Origin of the sequence: Clostridioides sp. ZZV15-6598, assembly GCF_020657705.1 — a bacterium.
Classification (GTDB): domain Bacteria; phylum Bacillota; class Clostridia; order Peptostreptococcales; family Peptostreptococcaceae; genus Clostridioides; species Clostridioides difficile_F.
This window is the reverse complement of the sequence record NZ_JAGWCS010000005.1, coordinates 33331-49520: the sequence shown is the minus strand read 5'-3', so window position 1 is coordinate 49520 and position 16190 is coordinate 33331. Positions and strand designations below refer to the sequence as shown.

General features: G+C 29.3%; 17 protein-coding genes. 16 read left to right on the top strand and 1 reads right to left on the bottom strand.

Going from position 1 to position 16190, the window contains the following annotated elements; genetic code table 11:
- Window positions 1-6: 6 nt before the first annotated feature.
- From yqfD to glyS, 12 genes are all read left to right on the top strand, one after another.
- A complete protein-coding gene (gene yqfD / locus KGF50_RS01735; RefSeq protein WP_227846530.1) occupies window positions 7-1350 on the top strand; it encodes a sporulation protein YqfD in 1344 nt (447 codons plus the stop codon).
- Window positions 1351-1387: 37 nt separating this feature from the next.
- Window positions 1388-2404, top strand: a complete 1017-nt coding sequence (locus KGF50_RS01730) for a PhoH family protein (RefSeq protein WP_227482837.1) — start codon at window positions 1388-1390, stop codon at window positions 2402-2404.
- A gap of 56 nt (window positions 2405-2460) precedes the next feature.
- Window positions 2461-2922, top strand: a complete 462-nt coding sequence (gene ybeY, locus KGF50_RS01725; protein ID WP_227432593.1) for an rRNA maturation RNase YbeY — start codon at window positions 2461-2463, stop codon at window positions 2920-2922.
- Between the two features lie 5 nt (window positions 2923-2927).
- The gene (locus KGF50_RS01720; protein ID WP_227846529.1) at window positions 2928-3647 is read left to right on the top strand and encodes a diacylglycerol kinase; all 720 of its coding nucleotides are present in this window, start codon (window positions 2928-2930) and stop codon (window positions 3645-3647) included.
- 118 nt (window positions 3648-3765) lie between these two features.
- Window positions 3766-4167, top strand: coding sequence for a cytidine deaminase (locus KGF50_RS01715; RefSeq protein ID WP_227846528.1), 402 nt, complete (start codon window positions 3766-3768; stop codon window positions 4165-4167).
- A gap of 64 nt (window positions 4168-4231) precedes the next feature.
- On the top strand, window positions 4232-5125 hold the full coding sequence (gene era, locus KGF50_RS01710) for a GTPase Era (RefSeq protein ID WP_227846527.1): 894 nt from the start codon (window positions 4232-4234) through the stop codon (window positions 5123-5125).
- Between the two features lie 11 nt (window positions 5126-5136).
- Window positions 5137-6516, top strand: a complete 1380-nt coding sequence (gene mgtE / locus KGF50_RS01705) for a magnesium transporter (RefSeq protein ID WP_227846526.1) — start codon at window positions 5137-5139, stop codon at window positions 6514-6516.
- 72 nt (window positions 6517-6588) lie between these two features.
- A complete protein-coding gene (locus KGF50_RS01700) occupies window positions 6589-6744 on the top strand; it encodes a YqzL family protein (protein ID WP_227432598.1) in 156 nt (51 codons plus the stop codon).
- Window positions 6710-7483, top strand: a complete 774-nt coding sequence (recO, locus tag KGF50_RS01695) for a DNA repair protein RecO (RefSeq protein ID WP_227846525.1) — start codon at window positions 6710-6712, stop codon at window positions 7481-7483. The genes KGF50_RS01700 and recO overlap by 35 nt, the downstream gene beginning before the upstream one ends.
- The gene (locus KGF50_RS01690; RefSeq protein WP_227846524.1) at window positions 7476-8075 is read left to right on the top strand and encodes a DUF4342 domain-containing protein; all 600 of its coding nucleotides are present in this window, start codon (window positions 7476-7478) and stop codon (window positions 8073-8075) included. Before recO ends, KGF50_RS01690 begins: the two co-directional genes overlap by 8 nt.
- Before the next feature lie 159 nt (window positions 8076-8234).
- Window positions 8235-9113, top strand: a complete 879-nt coding sequence (gene glyQ, locus KGF50_RS01685; RefSeq protein WP_227846523.1) for a glycine--tRNA ligase subunit alpha — start codon at window positions 8235-8237, stop codon at window positions 9111-9113.
- The gene (gene glyS / locus KGF50_RS01680) at window positions 9113-11179 is read left to right on the top strand and encodes a glycine--tRNA ligase subunit beta (protein ID WP_227846522.1); all 2067 of its coding nucleotides are present in this window, start codon (window positions 9113-9115) and stop codon (window positions 11177-11179) included. Before glyQ ends, glyS begins: the two co-directional genes overlap by 1 nt.
- Before the next feature lie 71 nt (window positions 11180-11250).
- Here glyS and KGF50_RS01675 read toward each other — a convergent pair whose 3' ends face one another.
- Window positions 11251-12813, bottom strand: coding sequence for a nitrite/sulfite reductase (locus KGF50_RS01675; RefSeq protein ID WP_227846521.1), 1563 nt, complete (start codon window positions 12811-12813; stop codon window positions 11251-11253).
- Between the two features lie 277 nt (window positions 12814-13090).
- Here KGF50_RS01675 and KGF50_RS01670 point away from each other — a divergent pair, with 277 nt between their 5' ends.
- The 4 genes from KGF50_RS01670 (at window position 13091) to KGF50_RS01655 (ending at window position 16186) form a co-directional block, all read left to right on the top strand.
- Window positions 13091-13858: an IclR family transcriptional regulator gene (locus KGF50_RS01670; protein WP_227846520.1), complete on the top strand. Its 768-nt coding sequence runs from the start codon at window positions 13091-13093 to the stop codon at window positions 13856-13858.
- Window positions 13859-14160: 302 nt separating this feature from the next.
- Window positions 14161-14358 (top strand): 4Fe-4S dicluster domain-containing protein, encoded by a 198-nt coding sequence (locus KGF50_RS01665; RefSeq protein WP_227432605.1) that lies wholly within the window; start codon window positions 14161-14163, stop codon window positions 14356-14358.
- Between the two features lie 29 nt (window positions 14359-14387).
- A complete protein-coding gene (gene vorB, locus KGF50_RS01660; protein ID WP_227828227.1) occupies window positions 14388-15464 on the top strand; it encodes a 3-methyl-2-oxobutanoate dehydrogenase subunit VorB in 1077 nt (358 codons plus the stop codon).
- A 2-nt stretch (window positions 15465-15466) separates the two neighbouring features.
- Window positions 15467-16186: a thiamine pyrophosphate-dependent enzyme gene (locus KGF50_RS01655; protein ID WP_227846519.1), complete on the top strand. Its 720-nt coding sequence runs from the start codon at window positions 15467-15469 to the stop codon at window positions 16184-16186.
- Window positions 16187-16190: the final 4 nt, after the last annotated feature.

Below are 16190 nucleotides of genomic sequence, written 5' to 3'. Positions count from 1 at the left end.
ATACACTTGATAAGTTTTATAAGGGGATACTATGTTATAGTTGTGGAAGGAGTAGGACTTGAACAATTTTTAAATCATCTTATAAGAAATGGGATAAATGTTTACAATGTAACTAGAATAAAAAATACTAAAATCGAGTTTAATATAAATAGACAAGATATAAAAGAATTTAAGAATATTTATAGAGGGAGTAAATTTGATATTAAGGTAAAACAAAAAACAGGAGTTCCTTTTATTATTAAAAGAATTTATAAGCACAAAGGTATGTGGATTTGTGCTATTGTTTCTTTACTTTTATTGATGTCAACATCACAATTTGTAACGGATGTGTATATACAATCTCCAGAAGGTATAAAAAAAGAAGTTCTTAGAAGTGAACTTTATAAAGTTGGAGTAAGACCAGGAGTATATAAAAAGAGTATTGATAGAAAAGAAGTTAGAGACCATATGATGTCAAAATTTAATGATGTTGCATATTTATCTATTAATGTAAAAGGGACCAATATATTTGTTACTGTTACAAAAAAAGCTGAATCCTTAAAATCTACAGACCAATCAAATTATTGTAATGTAATTGCTTTAAAAAATGGTATAATAGAAAAGGTAATCCCTAGAAGTGGTAAGTCTGTTGTTAAATCTGGAGATATAGTCCAAAAGGGTGATGTTTTACTAAATGGTGCTAATACAAAATCAATACCAGAAGTATGGGCAAGTACTTTTTATGAATCTACTAAAAAGGCAAGCTATGTAGATACTGTAAATAAAAAAACTGGAGAAAAGAAAAAAGTACACACAATAAGTTTTTATGATAAAGAATTTACAATTAGAAAAAATATAAAATATAAGAATTATGTTGTTGAAAATAAAGAAAAAAGACTTTCAATAGGAGATTATACTTTTCCTATAAAAATAAAGACGAGTACTTTTTATGAAACCAAAAAAGTTGAAGTGAAAAAGAATAAAGAAGAGTTGAAAAAAGAATTATCTGAAAAAGCTTTAAAAGAATTAGAATACATAATACCAGCTTCGGCTAGAATAATAGATGTAAAACATAGCTATAAAGTTAATAAAAATATGTTAGAATATTTAATAACAGTTCAAACTAGTGAAAATATTGCTAAAATTTATCCTCTTAGTAAATCAGAGGCAGAAAGATTTATAAAGGAAGATAGTAAACCAAAAGAAGGAGAAGAGGAAGTTCCTTCTAATCCACAAAAAAGACCAATAAATGATATAAGAAATGAATTTAATGAGGATAATAAAGATAATAACGACCAAAATAATTCTGATGGAAATAATAGTAATCAAAATAGTAACAATAGTCAAAATAATAATAGTAACAACAATTAATAAAATTTAACCTAAAACTTGAGGAGGATTAATTCAATTGATAATACAAAAAAAATTTACGATAGCAGATGGCAATTTTGAAAGAGAGTTATTTGGCAATTTTGATGAAAATGTAAAATTGATAGAGAAAACTTTAAATATAGATGTAATACTTAGAGAAGGTAATATAATTTTAATAGGAGAAGAAAAAAATGTAGATTCTGCATTAAAACTTATGAATGAATTGCATCAAACTGTATCAAATGGTAAGCATTTAGATAAACAAAGCATTTCTTATTCATTATCTCTTTTACTTGAAGGTAGTGAGCAAAAAATAAAAGAACTTGAAGGTACAATTGTTATAACTCAAAGAGGGAAAGCTGTCCAACCTAAAACTTTAGGGCAAAAAGAGTATATAAAGCTTATAGAAAATAATGATATAACTTTTGGTGTTGGACCTGCTGGAACAGGAAAGACTTATCTTGCTGTGGCTATGGCAGTGAAAGCTTTTAAAAGAGATGAAGTTAGTAGAATTATACTTACAAGACCAGCAGTGGAAGCTGGAGAAAGTTTAGGATTTTTACCAGGAGATTTAAAAGATAAAGTTGACCCATATTTAAGACCATTATATGATGCGTTATTTGAAATGTTGGGTGCTGATAAGTTTAATAAATATTTAGAAAGAGGTACTATAGAAGTTGCACCACTTGCATTTATGAGAGGGAGAACTCTTGATAATTCTTTTATAATATTAGATGAAGCTCAAAATACAACTTCTGAGCAAATGAAAATGTTTTTAACTAGATTAGGATTTGGTTCTAAAGCTGTAGTTACAGGTGATATAACACAAACAGATTTGCCACAAAATAAAAAAAGTGGTCTTATACAAGCTACAGAGATTCTTAAGGGAGTTCAAGGGATAGGTTCTATAATGTTAACAGACAGAGACGTTGTCAGACATGAGCTAGTGCAGAGAATAATAAGAGCTTATGAGAAGCATGATAAAAAAGAAGAATTCAAAAAAGAAGAGCGCAAAAAAATGAAAATACAGGAAAAGACTTTCAAAAGAAAGTAAAAGTGTAGTAATATAGATGTATAGTATTATTAATGAATAAAAAGTAGGTGTAATTAATGGATTTGATATTAGATGATAGACAAGATAAATTAGAAGTGAATGAAGAGCTAATAGAAAAAATAAAAGATATAATTTTAGAGTGTTTGGATTATGAAGGATATGATGATAATTATGAAGTGAGTCTTTCTTTTGTAGATAATAAAGAGATTCATGAATTAAATAGAGAATATAGAGGAGTTGATAGACCAACTGACGTTTTATCATTTCCTCTTTTAAGTGATGATTTTGAAGATGTTGAATTGGAAGAAGAATCTTTAGGAGATATAGTAGTGTCTCTTGAAAGAGCTTTAGAGCAAAGCATAGAATATAATCATAGCTTTGAAAGAGAAGTATGTTTTTTAATATGTCATAGTATGTTTCATCTTTTAGGGTATGACCATGATACAGATGAAAATACAAAGGAAATGAGAGAAAAAGAAGAATACATATTAAATAAGTTAAACATAACAAGGGAGTAATTTTTATGAAACCAGGAAAAACTCGTCAAGGTATAATTAAAGCTTTTAATGCGGCCATAGAAGGAATATTATATACATTTAAATTTGAAAGGAATATGAAAATACATTACTTAGGCTCAGTTGCTGTGCTTATAATAAGTTTATTTTTTAACTTTTCAAAACTGGAAATGATAATGTTGTTAATGTCTATATGTTTAGTTGTAGTTGCTGAGATGTTTAATACAGCTATAGAAAAAGCAGTAGACTTGGTAACCGATGAATATCATGTACTTGCAAAAATAGCAAAAGATGTTGCAGCAGGGGGTGTACTAGTAGCAGCATTAAATTCAGTAGTGGTTGGATATATTTTATTTTATGATAAATTGACAGATATATCTGGGATGCTAATTTATAAGATAAGAGAATCAGAATTGCATATAACCTTGATATGTATATTGTTGGTTCTTATAGCTGTTGTAGTAGTAAAAGCGTTGACTTCAACAGGGACACCTTTAAAAGGAGGTATGCCAAGTGGTCATGCTGCTTTAGCATTTGCTATAGCAACTGCAATTACACTTATGACAGAAAGAGTAGTTGCATCTACTCTTGCATATATAATGGCTGTATTAGTTGCTCAAAGTAGGATTGAGGGAAAAATACATACATTCTGGGAAACCATAGCAGGAGCTTTGTTAGGCGTGTTAATAGCAATATTAGTATTTCAGCTTGGAATGTTTTATAATTAAAATGAATGTACATAAAATATTTAAAATGAAACAAATCTGTGATAATTAAATTTTTATGATATAATGTAGAGTATTAAATAAAAATAAATTCTAATAAGTGTATGCAGGAGGAGATGTTGTGGACAACAGAGAATTGTTAAAGTTGGCAGAAGATGCTAGACAACATTCTTATGCTCCTTACTCAAGTTTTAGAGTGGGTGCAGCTCTTTTAACTAAGAGTGGAAAAGTTTATACTGGATGTAATATAGAATGTGCATCATTAGGTGGAACAAATTGTGCAGAAAGAACAGCTATTTTTAAGGCTATTTCAGAAGGTGATAAAGATATATATAAAATAGCTATAGCAAGTGATAACTCAGAGAATAATGAGCAAACATATCCTTGTGGAATATGTAGACAAGTAATTATAGAGTTTGGTTCTGATATAAAAATAATAACAGGATATACTAAAGGAGAGGTGTTTGAGCATGATATAAAAGATTTGCTACCAAACTATTTCTCTGAAAATGATTTAAAATAAATTAAAAAACTAAAATGAATTTAAAATAGTTAAATACAAGAAGATAAAAGTTAGGAGACAGTTAATGTTCAAATCAGGATTTGTCAGTATAGTAGGTAGACCAAATGTAGGGAAATCTACTTTAATGAATAATGTAGTAGGGGAAAAGATAGCTATAATGAGTGATAAACCTCAGACTACAAGAAATACAATACAAGCAGTTTATACAGATAAAGAAACTCAAATAGTATTTTTAGATACACCAGGTATTCACAAACCTAAAAATAAATTAGGTGAATTTATGGTAAAGGCAGCAACAGAAGCTTTTAAAAATGTAGACCTAATATTATTTGTAGTTGATGACTCTAAAAAAATAGGTCCTGGAGATAGAAAAATAATAGAGGATTTAAAATCTGTTAAGACACCAATAATTCTAGTTGTAAATAAAATAGACCAACTAGGCCAAAAAGATGAATTATTTGATATAATAAAAATGTATGATAGAGAAGGTATTTTCAAAGAGATAGTACCAATATCAGCATTAAAAGGAAAAAATACAGATACTCTAATAAAAGTTATACAAAATTACTTAGAAGAAGGACCAAAGTATTTTCCAGATTATATGATTACAGACCAACCAGAGAGAGTATTAATAGCAGAACTTATAAGAGAAAAAGTTCTTCATTATCTTAATGATGAAATACCTCATGGTGTAGCTGTTGAAATTGAAAAAATGAAAGCAAGAAATGATAAAGAAATAGTAGATGTATCTGCTGTAATATATTGCGAAAGAGATTCACATAAGGGAATAATAATAGGAAAGAATGGTAGGAAGCTAAAAGGAATAGGTAAATCAGCAAGACAAGATATAGAATTACTTTTAGGTTCACAAATAAATCTTCAATTATGGGTTAAGGTTAAAGAGAATTGGAGAAATTTACAAAATTATATAAATAATTTTGGATATAATGATAAATAAAGGTGGGTTATATGGATAGGAAACTGGATGCTTCCCAAGATTTATTATATGAAGTAAAATCATTAATTGATAATAATAAAGTATTGGAGTTAAGAGAATTAATAGAGGAATATCATATAATTGATATATTCGATATAATGGAAAATTTAGAGGAAGACATGAAAATTCAATTATTTGAAGTTCTTCCTTTGGATATGGCATCTTCTATATTAGAAGAAGGTAGTGTAGAGTTTTTTATTAGTATTTTATCTAAGTTAGATGTAGAACATGCAAAAAACATACTTGAACTTATGTCTCTTGGAGATATGGCAGACAAACTTAGTGAGCTTGAAGAAGAAGAAAGAGAACATATAATAAATCTTTTAAATCAAGAAAACGCTGACTATGTAAAAGAATTATTATTCTATGATGAAGACTCTGCTGGTGGAACAATGACCACTGGATATATTTCTATAAATAAAGATATGACAGCTCTTGAGGCAATAGAACATATGAGAGAAGAAGCTGATGAAGCTGAGACTATTTACTATATATATGTAGTTGATGATGAAGAAAAGCTAGTTGGAGTATTATCATTAAGAGAGTTAATAATAGCGAGAGATGCAAATATCGTAGAAGATTTAATGAGTGAAAATATAATCTCTGTTTATGTAGATGAAGATAGAGAAGAAGCAGTTAGGCTAGTATCGAAATACAATTTAATAGCAATTCCAGTGGTAGATAGACAAGAAAAGTTAAAAGGGATAATAACAGTAGATGATATAATAGATGTTATGGAAGAAGAAGCAACTGAAGATATGTATAAGTTTGCAGGAAGTTCAGAACATGAAAGAGAAGTTGCTGAAAAGGAAAATCCTACATTGAAAGAGCAGACAATATCAGCTCTTAGAGGTAGATTGCCATGGTTAATTATTACATTAATTGGAGGTCTATTGGCTTCTTTAATACTTTCTAATTTAGATTATATAATGAATCCTATATATGCTCCGTTGGTATTTTTTATACCTGTAGTAATAGGTATGGGTGGTAATATTGGAACACAATCATCATCTGTTACAGTAATAACACTGTCTAACAAAGATTTGAATTTTAGCAATGTAGTAAGAGAAGGTATTGTAGGAATTATTACAGGTCTTTTGTGTAGTGTAATAACAGGTATTGTAATTTACTTTGTTATGAAAAAATTAGATATTGTATTAATTGTTTCAATATCATTATTTATAAATATGGTTTTGGGTGCAACAATAGGTGCATTTATGCCTGTTTTATTAAAAAAGATGGATGCAGACCCATCTACAGTTTCATCACCAATTATATCTACAGCTCTTGATATAACTGGTATAGCAGTTTATTTTATAATAACGACAGCATTATTGTCAAAAATTGTTTAATAACTTTATGTATGATTTATCCTCTTCTTACTAAAAATATAAGTATAAATGTAAGAAGGGGGTTTTTTAAAAATGAACAATATCAGTTGGGAAGTTTTTAAAAAAACAGGTAGTATAGATGCATATCTATATTTCTGTGATTGCAAAAACCTAAGTGAAGAAGTCGAAGAAGTAAGGGAGAAAAAAGAAGACGATGATAATCCTGAACACCCAGGGGATAGTACTTAAAGCTATAAGGTACAAGGAAAGTGATATAATACTTACTCTGTTTACGAGAAAGCTTGGAAAAGTATCTGCAATAGCAAAAGGAGCTAAAAAAAATAAGAGCTCTTTACTTTCATCATCACAGTTATTTTCTTATAGCAATTTTACTTTAAAAAAACAAGGAAATATGTACAAGGTTACTCAAAGTGAAATCATAAAAAGTTTTTATAATATATCCTACGATATAGAGGCATTTTCTTATGCTACATATATTACAAAATTAGTTGAAAATTCTATACTTGAAAATCAAACTAATAATAGGTTATTTATATTACTTGCACAAACGCTGTATTTATATACACAAGAGAATACAGATAATAGATTTATAACAGCTGCATTTGAGTTAAAGTTTTTGGACTATATAGGGTTTAAACCGATAGTAAATAAATGTATTAATTGTGGAAGTAAAATTTTGCAAAATTCTATGTTTAATGTTTATGAAGGTGGTATACTATGTAGTAAGTGTAATACACTTTTTGATAATAATATAAAATTGGATTTAACAACTGTTAGTCTCATGGAATATGTATTAAGGAATGATATTTTAACATGTAGCAAAGCTAAAGTATCAAAATATATAACACATGAACTCGAAAATATCTTAGAAAAATATTTGAAAGTTTATGTTGATAATATTAATCTAAAATCATTACACGTATTACAAAGTGTAAAAAACAATAAGGGAGTGGATAATAATGAGTAGTAATATAACTATTGAAATGGTTGATTCAGTCTTTGAAAGAGTTCCAGGAGCAACTTATGCAGAAGCAAAAGAAGCATTAGTGGAATGCAATGGAGATGTAATTGAGGCAGTAATATATTTAGAAAATAAAAAAAATACTTGTAATTGCAAAGCTAAATCTGCTAAAGAAACTATGGAAGAAGTATTTGGTAAAGATGGAGAAAATATAAAATATCAATTAAAAGAACTTCTTAAAAAAAGTAGTGTTGTAAGAGTAATAGTTGAAAAAGATGGAAAAACTATGATGAATATTCCTTTAACAGTAGGAGTTGTTGGCTTAGCTTTTGTACCACTAGCTACTCTAGTTGGTTTATCAGCAGCTGTTATAAGTAAATATCGTATAAAAGTTCAAAATGAAGAAGATGGAGAAATTGTAGATTTAGGTGAATTAAATGAAGAAAAACTTCATGTTTTGAAGAATATGATAACTAATGCAGCTAAAGATGTAAAAGATGTAGTAGTTGATAAAAAAGAAGATGATAAAGATGTAACTGCTGATCTTATGAAAGAAGAATCTGAAAAGAATAATGAAAACGAAGACGAAAATAAATAGATATAAAGTGACTTTTAAAAAATGAAAAGAAGATAATTATAAGAATTATCACTAACATTGACAAATTTTATAGAATTTGATATTCTAAAAGTTGTAGAAGAACTATTAAAATAGCCTTTCGTGTAGACGAGAGGCTTTATTGTTATAGGAGGGATTTTTATGAATTTTCAAGAAATGATACTGGCATTGCAAAAATACTGGTCAAAGCAAGGTTGTATCATGATGCAACCTTATGATGTTGAAAAAGGTGCTGGAACTATGAATCCTAATACTTTTTTAAGATCATTAGGACCTGAGCCTTGGCAAGTATGCTATGTAGAGCCTTCAAGAAGACCAGCAGATGGAAGATATGGTGAAAACCCAAACAGATTATATCAACATCATCAATTCCAAGTTATACTAAAGCCATCTCCAGATAATATACAAGAATTGTATTTAGAGAGCTTAAAAGAAATTGGAATTGACCCAAATGAACATGATATAAGATTTGTTGAAGACAACTGGGAGGCTGCTACAGTTGGTGCTTGGGGACTTGGATGGGAAGTTTGGCTAGATGGTATGGAAATAACTCAATTTACATACTTCCAACAAGTAGGTAATATTGAATGTGAGCTTGAGACAGGAGAAATTACATATGGATTAGAAAGATTAGCTATGTACATTCAAGAAGTTGATAGTGTTTACGATTTAAAATGGAATGATAAAATAACTTATGGCGAAGTGTTTAATAAAGCTGAGTATGAAAACTCAGTGTATGCGTTTGAATTATGTGATGCAGATATGTTGTTTAATCTGTTTGATATATATGAAAAAGAAGCACTAAGACTTATGGAAAGTGGTCTTGTAATACCTTCATATGACTATGTATTAAAATGTTCTCATGCATTTAATACACTGGATGCAAGAGGAGCAATAGGTGTTAGTCAAAGAGCATCATTTATAGGTAGAGTTAGAAATATGGCTAAAACTGTTGCAGAAACTTTTGTAAAACAAAGAGAAGAAATGGGATTCCCTCTTTTAAAGGACGGTGACAAATAATGAAAAATTATCTTTTATTTGAAATCGGTGTTGAAGAAATGCCATCAAGATTTATGGGTAGTACACTAGAACAATTAAAAAACAATCTTAATAAATTATTTGAGGAAAATAGAATATCTTTTAATAAAATAGATGCCTATGGAACACCAAGAAGATTGACTTTAGTAGTTGAAGGTTTAAGTGATAAGCAAAGTGATTTAGAAGAAGAAATAAAAGGTCCTGCCAAGAAGATTGCTGTTGATGCAGAAAATAATTTCACAAAACCAGCTTTAGGATTTATAAAAAGTAAAGGATTAAGTGAATCTGATATATATTTTAAACAAGTTGGAAAAGATGAATATATTTTTGCTACTATCAAGCAAGCTGGGAAAGACACTTCAGAAGTGTTAAAAGAGATATTACCAGAAACTATAAAATCTGTAGTATTCCCAAAAGCTATGCGTTGGGGAGGAAAAAACCTTAAATTTGCAAGACCTATAAGATGGATAGTTACATTGTTAAATGATAAGGTATTAGAATTTGATTTAGAAGGAATAATATCTTCTAATGTAACAAAAGGACATAGATTCTTAGGAGAAAGTACAATAGAAGTTAATTCTATAGAAGAATATTTTGAAAAATTAGAGAAAAATTATATAGTCTTAGACCAAAATAAGAGAAAAGAAATTATAAGAAAACAATGTATAGAAGTAGCTAACTCTTTAGGTGGCGAAGTTGAGCTTGATGAAGATTTACTTGAAGAGGTAACTTACTTAGTTGAATATCCAACTGCTTTTTATGGCGAATTTAATACAGATTATATAAAACTACCAAAAGAAGTTGTTATAACACCTATGAAACAACATCAAAGATATTTTCCAGTACTTAAAGAAGGAAAACTGTTACCTAACTTTATCGCTGTTAGAAATGGAGACTCTTACAGAATAGATAATGTTAAAGCTGGAAATGAAAAAGTTTTAGAAGCAAGACTTGCTGATGCTTTATTTTTCTATAGAGAAGACACTAAGAGAAACTTAGAAAGCTACATAGAAAAATTAAAAACTGTTGTTTTCCAAGTAAAATTAGGTACTATTTATGATAAAACTTTAAGACTTGAAAAACTAAGTGCTGATATACTTGATAGTTTAGGATTAGCAGATGAAAAGGCAGACACTATGAGAGCTGCTAAATTATCTAAAGCAGATTTAGTTACTGGAATGGTAGGAGAGTTTGACGAATTACAAGGTTTTATGGGAAAAGAATATGCAAAGGTTGGAGGAGAAAATGATGTTGTAAGTGAAGCTATTTTTGAACATTATTTACCAAGATTTGCAGGAGATATTCTTCCTAAAACTAATGCAGGGGTGGCTTTATCAATAGCGGATAAATTAGATTCAATAGCAGGATTTTTTGCTATAGGAATACAGCCAACAGGTTCTCAAGACCCATATGCTTTAAGAAGACAAGCTTTAGGTATACTTAGTATACTTATGGATAGAAAAGTAGCTGTAGACTTAAAAGTACTTATTGGACATGCTTTAGATAATTATTCTGAATTAGATTTTAATAAAGGAGAAGTTGTTGAACAAATAATGAACTTCTTTAATGAAAGAGTAAAAAATCTATTTAAAGATTTAGGTATAAGATATGATGTTGTTGATGCTGTTTTAAGTTCTGATATCAATGATATTTCTGATATGCATATGAGAGCTTTAGAGCTTAATAATTGGCTAGAAAAAGATGAATTAGTGGAAATGCTTACTGCATTTAATAGAGTTTCTACTTTGGCTCAAAAAGCAGAATGTGATAAAGTTGACGAAAATCTATTAAAAGAAGATGCTGAAATTAAGCTTTATAATGAATTTAAGCAAGTAAAAGTAAGGGTAGAAGAATTATTAAAAGACAAGAAATACGGTACTGCTTTAGATGAATTTGCATCTTTAAGACCTGTAGTTGATAACCTATTTGATTCAGTTATGGTTATGGATAATGATGAAGCAATTAAAAATAACAGACTTGGTTTACTTAAACAAATATATGATACTATGTTAGAAATTTGTGATTTATCAAAGATAGTTTATAAATAGTATAAAGACGTAATTAATTAAAAAAGTGAGATAGCTATAGCTATCTCACTTTTTTAATTAATTATGTTAAATTATATTTTATACTTAGCAGTTATTTTATCTAATAAATCATCATTTGAATTTATCCATTCATAAAAAGTTCCTGATGAAAGTTCGGCTATTTCATAAAGCATTTTTGGAAGGTCACTAGCTTTAAAATCTCCTAGAGATTTTCCTAGTCTAGTCTTACCTATTTCAAAACTACCTCCAACAAATAATTCAAATGCATCAGTAGATACACCATTGACATTTTTCTTTTTACCACATAATCCTATACTACCAATTTGGTGAACACCACATGAATTTAGACATCCCGAAATATACAGTTTAGGAGCTTTATTTAAAACTTCTTCATTGTTTTGTAATCTAAAATAATCTATTATCTCATGTAACATTTTTTGACTATTTTGTATACCCATCTGGCAAATAGGAACACCTATGCACGACACACTCTGTTCTAATTGAGAGTTACAACTTATAGTCTTGCTTATTTCTAATATCATTTTTGCTTCATTTCCATCTAAATTTAAGATGTACAATCCTTCTGTCATACCTAATCTAATCATAGGATTTTTAATATTATCTAACTTTTGAAGTAAAAATTTTAAATCTTTAGTATATAGTAAACCTCCAATCGGATGTATATATACAGTATATAAACCATCTTGTTTTTGAGCTATTAACCTAGAGTCATGTAAATTAGAATCATGTAAATCTATCTTAACTCCAGATTTAGAATAGTCAATTTGTTCAACATTAAGTTCAAGATTACCCTTTTCTTTTTCTAATTTATAGTATTCTTTAAATTTTTCTAAAAACATCTTCTCTCCAAGAGTTTCAACCATATATCTAACCCTAGCTTTGTTTTTATTCTCATAATTACCATGAGCCATAAAGAATTTAATCATTCCTTCTACACAATATAATGCATCTTTAGGTTTTATAACTTCATCAAGTTCTAAAGCAACTTTAGGTTGTTTACCTAAACCTCCACCTAAGAACACTCTAAAATATGGTTCGCCATTTTTTAGAGTAGCTACAAATCCTAAGTCTTGTATACTACAGTGGGCAGCATCTGTGTAACAACTAGAATAAGAAACTTTTAGTTTCCTAGGTAAGTGATATGTAGTAGCATTTTTGATAAAATATTTATCAGTAGCAACTGCATAAGGAGTAACATCAAAAGCTTCGTCAGGGTCAACTCCTGATAATGGAGATAAGCCTACATTTCTAGGATAGTTACCACCACCGCCTCTAGTGAAGATATCATTTTTTATTCCTTCTTCCATAATATCAACTATAGAGTCTATAGACAAGTCATGTAATTGTATAGCTTGTCTAGTTGTTAAATGTATTTTATCTAGTTTATGTTTGGTAGCCATTTGATAAATTTTTTCAAGTTGAGATTTCGACAATACTCCAGCAGATACTCGAAGTCTTATCATAAATGATTTTTTGTCTCTTTGAGCATAAACTCCATATCCACCAGAAAAACCTTTGTATTGCATTTTATTTATTTCTCCATTTAATAACTTTGAAGAATATTCTTTAAAATTAGGTAGTTCATTTAACAATGTCTCTTTTAAATTGTCCATTATTTCACCTCGTTATTAGACTTGTATAAAAATAAATATACTGTATAATTATATATATATTATTATCTAGAGAGGGCAAAAATATAACAGTAGAATACTATCAAAAGTCAAAATAAGGAAGATATACTGAGTATGACTCTTTATTTTGTTAAATAAGCATAATATTTTTGTTTTATAAAATATAATTAAGATAAATAGATAATTTTGTAATTTTAATATATAATATTTAGTATAGTGTTGAATAAACGCTTAATATTCGCAGGAGGAGTATTTGTATATGGGAGAAATAATAAATGCATTAGATAGAGCCCTAGACATAATTTTGCTATTATATCATGAAAAGAGAGAGATGGGAATAACTGAAATAAGTAAGGTTATGGGAGTATATAAGAGTACGATACATAGAACTTTAGTGACTCTTGAAAACAAAGGTTTTGTTATACAAAACACTGAAAATGGTAAGTATTGGCTGGGAATAAATTTATACGCAATAGGTATGGTTGTGGGAGAACAGATGTCATTGACTGAAATAGTAAAACCATATACGAAAAAATTAAATCAAGAATTTAACGAAGTGGTGAATGTGTCTATACTAGAAGAAAGAGCTCAAGATTCTCCAAGAAGTATCATAATACATAAAGAATATGGTTCAAATCAATTACTCTCAGTAAATCCGTCAGTTGGTTCTAGTAGCGAATGTTATTGTTCAGCGGTTGGAAAATGTCTTATGGCATTTAATGATTCTATAGATTTTGAAAAATACAGAAAAACTCCAATACACAAATATACAGAGCATACAATTGATAATTGGGATGATATGATGATTTTTTTGGCAAAAATAAAAGAACAAGGATATGCCCTAGATGACCAAGAACTAGAACATGGTTTAACTTGTATTGGAGCACCTATTTTGGATAAAAACAATAAAGCTATAGCAGCAATAAGTCTATCAGGTCCTACTATAAGGATGAGAGAGGGAGACTTTGAATATAAGATTAAAAGAGTTATAGAAACTGCAAAGAGTATATCTGAACTTTTTAGATAATTTTAAAAAATAAATTTAAAAGATAAATTTGAATAGAGAAAAGAGACTAAATTTAAATTGTTATTTGTAAATGCCAGTTTAGATAGGGTCTCTTTTTTATTAAATTAAAAATTAAATATTCTTAAAATTTAAAATGTTGTTGAAATATTTAAGCTAATGTGTTATCTTTTAATTAAGAAATAAAAACAGAACAGCGTTCTAAACAATAGAACAATAATGAAATATATATAATAAACCCACATAAATATTATATATTTAAAATTAAGTAAAAAAATTACTACATAAAAGGGGAGATTTGAAAAATGGAAAAAGTCAAGTTGAGTGTTGAAAGATGTAAAGGGTGTTATCTTTGTATTGAAGCTTGCAAAAAAGAAGCAATAAGTCTTTCTGATTACACAAATAAAAAAGGCTTTGTAACAGTCAAAGTCGATGAAGAAAAGTGTGTTCAATGTGGCGCTTGTTATACAATGTGTCCTGATTTAGTATTTGAGATATTATAAATAACTTTTTATTGGAAGGGAGAAAACGTATGCAAAGTTTATTAATTAAGGGAAATGAAGCCTTAGCAGAAGGAGCTATACGTGGTGGATGTAGATTTTATGCAGGTTATCCAATAACACCACAATCAGAGATATTAGAAATGATGGCTTGGAGACAAAAAGAGGTTGGAGGAGTATTTATTCAAGGTGAATCTGAAATAGCCAGTGTAAATATGGTTATGGGGGCAAGTGCACTTGGAGCAAGAGCTATGACATCTTCATCTGGACCTGGATTTTCATTAAAGCAAGAAGGAATTGCATATTGGGTATCAGCTGGTTTACCAGCAGTTGTAGCATGTGTACAAAGATATGGTATAGGAGATGGATTTATAGGAGCTGGTCAAGATAATTACTGGCAAGCTGTAAAAGGTGGAGGAAATGGAGATTATCATTTAATCGTATTAGCACCTAATAGTGTTCAAGAAAATATGGATATGGCATATGAGTCTTTTGAATTAGCTGAAAAATATATGCATCCAGTACTTATACTTTCTGATGCTACAATAGGTCAAATGGTAGAACCTTGTATGGCACCACCAATGAAAGAATATGATAAGGATAAAGCTCCATGGGCAGCAAAAGGAACTCCTGTTGGAGAAAAAAATAAAGTAATAACTGATATAACATATTTTGAAGACCAAGATACATGGCAAAAAGGTTATATAGAAAAAATGAGAAAAGTTCAAGAAAATGAGCAAAGATGGGAAGAAATAGAGATAGAAGATGCAGATGTGGTATTTGTTGCATATGGAATTTCTTCAAGAATAGCAGAAGGTGCAGTTAGAGATGCAAGAGCAAGAGGTATAAAACTTGGATTAATAAGACCAAAAACATTGTGGCCTTACCCAAGAAAAGCTTTCAAAAAATTAAAAGATTCATTAAAAGGGCTTGTAACAGTTGAAATGAACATGATGGCACAAATGAAGGAAGATGTAATTATAGCATGTAATAATAGATTCCCAGTATATTCAGTAGCAACAGCTCAATATATGGCAGAAGTAAATCAATTAATAGATTTTGCTCAAGAGATTATAGATGGAAAAGCTAAGCAAGAGGAGGTATTTTAATTATGGCTAAAAAAGCACCAGCAATAATGATGTGTGAAAATATGTTCTGTGGAGGCTGTGGACACTCTATAGTCGATAGAATTATTGGAGAAGTATTAACAGAAATGGATATATGTCAAGATACGATTATATGCTCAGATATAGGATGTAATCATATGTTTCAATTTAGTATGAATGTAGATGTTGTTGTTCCTCCTCATGGTAAAATGGGTGCAGCTATGGCAGCTATGAAAAGAGTTAGACCAGATAAATATATATTTACAATAGCTGGAGATGGTGGAGCTTATGCAATAGGGCTTGGAGAAACTATGTCAGCTGCTACTAGAAATGATAATGTAATATTTTTAGTTATGAATAATAATATGTTTGCAATGACAGGTGGACAAATGGCTCCAACTACTGTAGAAGGTCAACATACAGCTTCTACTCCAGCAGGTAGAACATATGAAGACCATGGTTCAACATTTGATGTTGTAAAGGTTATGGGAAATTTAGATATAGCATATTTGGCAAGAGGAACGATAACTAACCCTAAAGAAATAAATACAACAAAAAGATATATCAAAAAAGCACTTGAAAAACAAAAAGATAAGAAAGGCTTTTGCTTAATAGAAATACTTGTACCATGTCCAACAAACTGGGGATTAAAGCCAGTAGATGCTATGAAGAGAATAGAAAACGAACTTGTTCCAAAGTATCCACTTGGAGAATTTATTGATTAGGGAG